At 42.7% G+C, this 4,049-nt stretch carries 3 protein-coding genes and 2 pseudogenes; 3 read left to right on the top strand and 2 right to left on the bottom strand.

Annotation, left to right across the window (positions count from 1 at the left end; all coding sequences use genetic code 11):
• Nucleotides 1–114: 114 nt before the first annotated feature.
• Nucleotides 115–404: pseudogene (locus H8A87_RS19570) on the bottom strand (ISKra4 family transposase); the annotation flags it as partial.
• A gap of 58 nt (nucleotides 405–462) precedes the next feature.
• Here H8A87_RS19570 and H8A87_RS19565 point away from each other — a divergent pair.
• The 3 genes and pseudogenes from H8A87_RS19565 (at nucleotide 463) to H8A87_RS19555 (ending at nucleotide 3,547) form a co-directional block, all read left to right on the top strand.
• Nucleotides 463–1,474: pseudogene (locus tag H8A87_RS19565) on the top strand (IS630 family transposase).
• 115 nt (nucleotides 1,475–1,589) lie between these two features.
• The gene (locus H8A87_RS19560; RefSeq protein ID WP_198691544.1) at nucleotides 1,590–3,002 is read left to right on the top strand and encodes an ABC-F family ATP-binding cassette domain-containing protein; all 1,413 of its coding nucleotides are present in this window, start codon (nucleotides 1,590–1,592) and stop codon (nucleotides 3,000–3,002) included.
• 329 nt (nucleotides 3,003–3,331) lie between these two features.
• On the top strand, nucleotides 3,332–3,547 hold the full coding sequence (locus tag H8A87_RS19555) for a reverse transcriptase N-terminal domain-containing protein (RefSeq protein WP_198691543.1): 216 nt from the start codon (nucleotides 3,332–3,334) through the stop codon (nucleotides 3,545–3,547).
• Nucleotides 3,548–3,772: 225 nt separating this feature from the next.
• On the opposite strand, the gene H8A87_RS20265 is transcribed toward H8A87_RS19555, so the two are convergent.
• Nucleotides 3,773–3,904, bottom strand: coding sequence for a hypothetical protein (locus tag H8A87_RS20265; protein WP_269749576.1), 132 nt, complete (start codon nucleotides 3,902–3,904; stop codon nucleotides 3,773–3,775).
• Nucleotides 3,905–4,049: the final 145 nt, after the last annotated feature.

Raw genomic sequence — 4,049 nt, 5'->3', positions numbered from 1 at the left:
TGATGGCTTAAACCGATCTCAGATTAATTAATGAGTAAACATTATACTATTTATTCCTTAGTGAACCAGAGCATGAGTGTTTTTGCTTGGAAAGCATAAAATTCTGTGGGGCACTCATGCCGCAATAGCCTCTTCCAAATAGTCACCTGCTTCTTCACTTAATTTTATCCCCGGATACAATGCTCAAATTGGGCTTTTAAATCATGATTGAGTACCGCTGTTTGAGTCTGGAGCAGATAATGTGCACTCTGTTGACTCCACTGCATTTGCTGTTTCTTCACCATCCGCTTAACAATAACTTCATTGATTGTCGATTCAACAAATGAAGAGGAGATCGATTCGCCATACCGGTACATTTCACCATAATTTGGGATCATCATGCTGTTATTCCTAATATAGCTATATACCAATCGCCATTGAAGATGCTTGATTTCTTATCCAAACCAGATCATGCTTGCAACCATGAAAATTCATCTGACACCAGAACAAAAACATGCCCTCGAATTGATGCATGATACAACGCGCGACAGTCGAGTTTGTGATCGCATCAAGGCGGTGCTTTTGGCCTCCGAAGGCTGGACTGCTCAGATGATTGCACAGGCCTTGCGTATTCATGAAAGTACGGTAAGCCGTCACCTAAAAGATTTTATCGCTCAGGAAAAGCTCACCCCGGAAAATGGCGGTTCTGAAAGCCATCTCTCTGCCGAACAAACCGCCGACCTGATTGATTATTTGACGACAAATTTGATGCATACCACCGCCCAAATTGTGGCTTATGTACGAGCTCGTTGGCAGGTGTCTTTCAGCGTGGGAGGAATGACGAAATGGCTTCACCGACAAGGTTTCAGCTACAAAAAGCCAAAGGGCGTTCCTCATAAATTCGATGCGGATAAGCAGCAACAATTTATTGATGACTACCCGTCTCTGAAAGACCGAGCAGGTCAGAATGAACCTATCCTATTTATTGATGCGGTGCATCCTTCACAGTCCACAAAGTTCAGCTATGGTTGGATGAAAGCAGGAAAAAATCAGGTAAAAGTGGTCGAAACCACCGGCAGTCGCACCCGTCTCAATATTCTGGGCGCCCTCAATTTACAACGAATTGAAGATACCGTGATCCGTGAATACCCGAGTATCAATGCCGAAAATATCGCGTATTTTTTCTGCGCTATCAGAGAAACTTACCCACTTTCGCAAAAAATTCATATTATTCTGGATGGGGCGGGTTACCACCGAGCAGAATTAGTGAAAGAGATGGCATATGTCCTTAATATTGAATTGCATTATCTACCGCCTTACAGCCCGAATCTCAATCCGATAGAGCGATTGTGGAAGTATATGAATGAGCAAGTACGTAACAATGTTTATTTTCCGGATGCGAAGACATTCCGTGAGACACTTCATCATTTTTTTCATATTCGTATTGCCCAAAAAAGTTCAGAAACTGACTACCCGCTTGACTGATAATTTTTAGATCCTAAAACCTGCATCTTCAAGTTAATTGCGTATAGTTAAACTTTATTGACGCAACAAGTCTGCGGTTGGGCGACTCTACCACTTTTGATTTATTACTGGGAGCATTCATATATATGATTCAGCTACATGATATTGGTGTTTCTTTTCCCCATAAAACCTGTTTTTCTGAATTTAATGCCACTATCAAAAGAGGGCAACGAATTGCTATCGTCGGAGATAATGGCTGTGGTAAGTCGTCACTCTTACGAATTTTATATGGCAGTTTGGAGCCAAGTGAAGGAAAAGTAACTGCAGATTTAGAACTTAGTATTGGTTATGTTGCTCAGGAGCATGGGAATAAAGATGGTTTAAGTGGGGGACAACGAGTAAATAAGGCGTTAAGTCAAGCTATGGCCAGTGCATCCGATGTACTATTATTAGATGAACCAACCAATCATCTTGATGATAGTAATCGCCGCTCGTTATCTCGCATGTTGCAGAGTTCACATAATAATATCAGTATCGTGCTAGTTACTCATGATGAGACCTTAATGAATGAGGTATGCGATACTATTTGGCATATCCAAGATGGGCGTATTGAAGTATTTTCTGGCCGGTATATGGACTATATAGCAGAAAAAAATCTCCAGAGGAAAGTGTTGGAAAAAAAATTGGTAACTGTTAAGTCCACCAAAAATGACATTCATAAGGCATTGATGAAGGAAAATGAACGTGCAAGCCATGCGCGTCAACGTGGTATTAAAAGTATCCAAAACCGAAAATGGGCAACAGTAAAGTCTCCAACTAAACTGAGTAGAGCTAGCTCAACAGCCGGACGCAAACAAGCTGAAATGACGAAACACCGTAAAGAATTATTGGAGCAATTGTCTCAGCTGAATCCTGTCAAAGTTGTCACGCCCCGTTTTCATTTACCCGCAGTAGTAAGATCAAAACAAACTGTTTTGCAGGTTACGAATGGCGCAGTAGGATATGAAAAATTACTGTTTGGAAATATTAATTTTAGTCTTGCACAAGGCGAGCGTTTAGCGATAAAAGGCCGCAATGGTAGCGGTAAATCTACATTAGCCCGCGCGATTATTGGGGATCCGGAAATTATACGCAGTGGTGATTGGCTGATACCTCAACCCCGAGACATTGGCTATTTGGATCAACACTATGCCAATCTTAATCCTAACCATACGGTGCTACAGGCGTTGATGGATATTGTCCCAGATTGGAGTCAGCCCGAATTACGCAACCACCTCAGTAATTTTCTATTTCGGCAAAACGAGCTCGTTAACACCCAAGTTTTTGTGCTTTCTGGAGGAGAGAAAGCACGTTTGTCACTGGCCTGCATTGCTGCCAAAGCCCCGCCGTTGTTGATTCTTGATGAACTGACTAATAACCTTGATATAACAACACGACAGCATGTAATCGATATTCTTCAAGACTATCCTGGTACTTTAATCCTTATTTCCCATGACATGGACTTTTTAACAAAGATCAGAATTACAAAAAATTATGTTATTGATATGCCATGCCAGTAAGGAGAGCATAAATTCTGTGGGGCACGTCAGAAAGCTTGGATGAGTCACCCACAACCCTGTAAATAAATTTGTGGTGCGACACGAGGCTGTTCCTGTGATTGTTTCACCCAATAACCTGTCCCCTTGAGTTACAGGAACGGAACGTGGTAACCCCGTTCAACTCCGTCAGGTAGCAAGCTCGCGAGGGCAAGCAGTGGTTGTGCGGGAGTGGGACGCGGGAAGAAGCGAATGATCGGTTGTAATGACCGATATACGGTTTTTTTACCGATCCGAAAGGGGGCTGACGTCCTGCGGGTCTCCTCTGGCGAAAGAATCTGGACATCGACATTATGAAGGAACGCAGATGGCGCAGGCAACAAGTTGAGGCTGATGTATTTCGACTCCAGATACGTATCGCCAAGGCAACAAAAGCACAGCGCTGGAATAAGGTGCGAGTGCTCCAGCGGCTTCTCACCCGTTCTCATCAGGCGAAGCTGCTGGCCGTGAAACGTGTCACGTCGAACCGGAGACATAACACACCGGGTATCGGCGTAACATTATGTTAAATAAAAAAATGATGACATCAATTGTGCGACAAAATATTGTTGAACACATTTGAACTATCCTTTTCTTCTTCGCCTTTCCAAGATCAAAGTACTGGTGATGTTATTAATGCGGTTGAAAATTTGCATCACTAGTTCTACCTGCAAAAATCACAGATTACTTGAAACCAAATCTTATCTAAACCATTGGGGGTTTCTGACCCTATCATTACCGTCCAGGAAGTCTGTCTACTGCATGACTTCTTCGGGTGTCATCATTAGCTGATCTAGCCACACAATACAGGGCCTTAGCATCGCGTCGTTATGGCTGAACCGATAGACATTAATAACCACATGCACACGGTCACTCGGTGTTGTCATAGCAATCCACTGCCGATATGTGCCTGTAGATTTGATATAACAAATCAAAGCCATCATTAGCTGGTTACTGTCTTTTAAAGATAGTGACTTTTGGGTGGCTTTTTTATGAACCCTGCAATCTTACTAGTACTACAGTCGTAATTGC

The sequence above is a fragment of the Xenorhabdus lircayensis genome (assembly GCF_016306625.1).
Lineage (GTDB): Bacteria > Pseudomonadota > Gammaproteobacteria > Enterobacterales > Enterobacteriaceae > Xenorhabdus > Xenorhabdus lircayensis.
This window is presented reverse-complemented; position numbering and strand designations above follow the sequence as displayed.

Coding starts and splice junctions, on each gene's coding strand:
- H8A87_RS19560 (WP_198691544.1), top strand. CDS start 1,590: ATGATTCAGCTACATGATATTGGTGTTTCTTTTCCCCATAAAACCTGT.
- H8A87_RS19555 (WP_198691543.1), top strand. CDS start 3,332: ATGAAGGAACGCAGATGGCGCAGGCAACAAGTTGAGGCTGATGTATTT.
- H8A87_RS20265 (WP_269749576.1), bottom strand. CDS start 3,904: ATGACAACACCGAGTGACCGTGTGCATGTGGTTATTAATGTCTATCGG.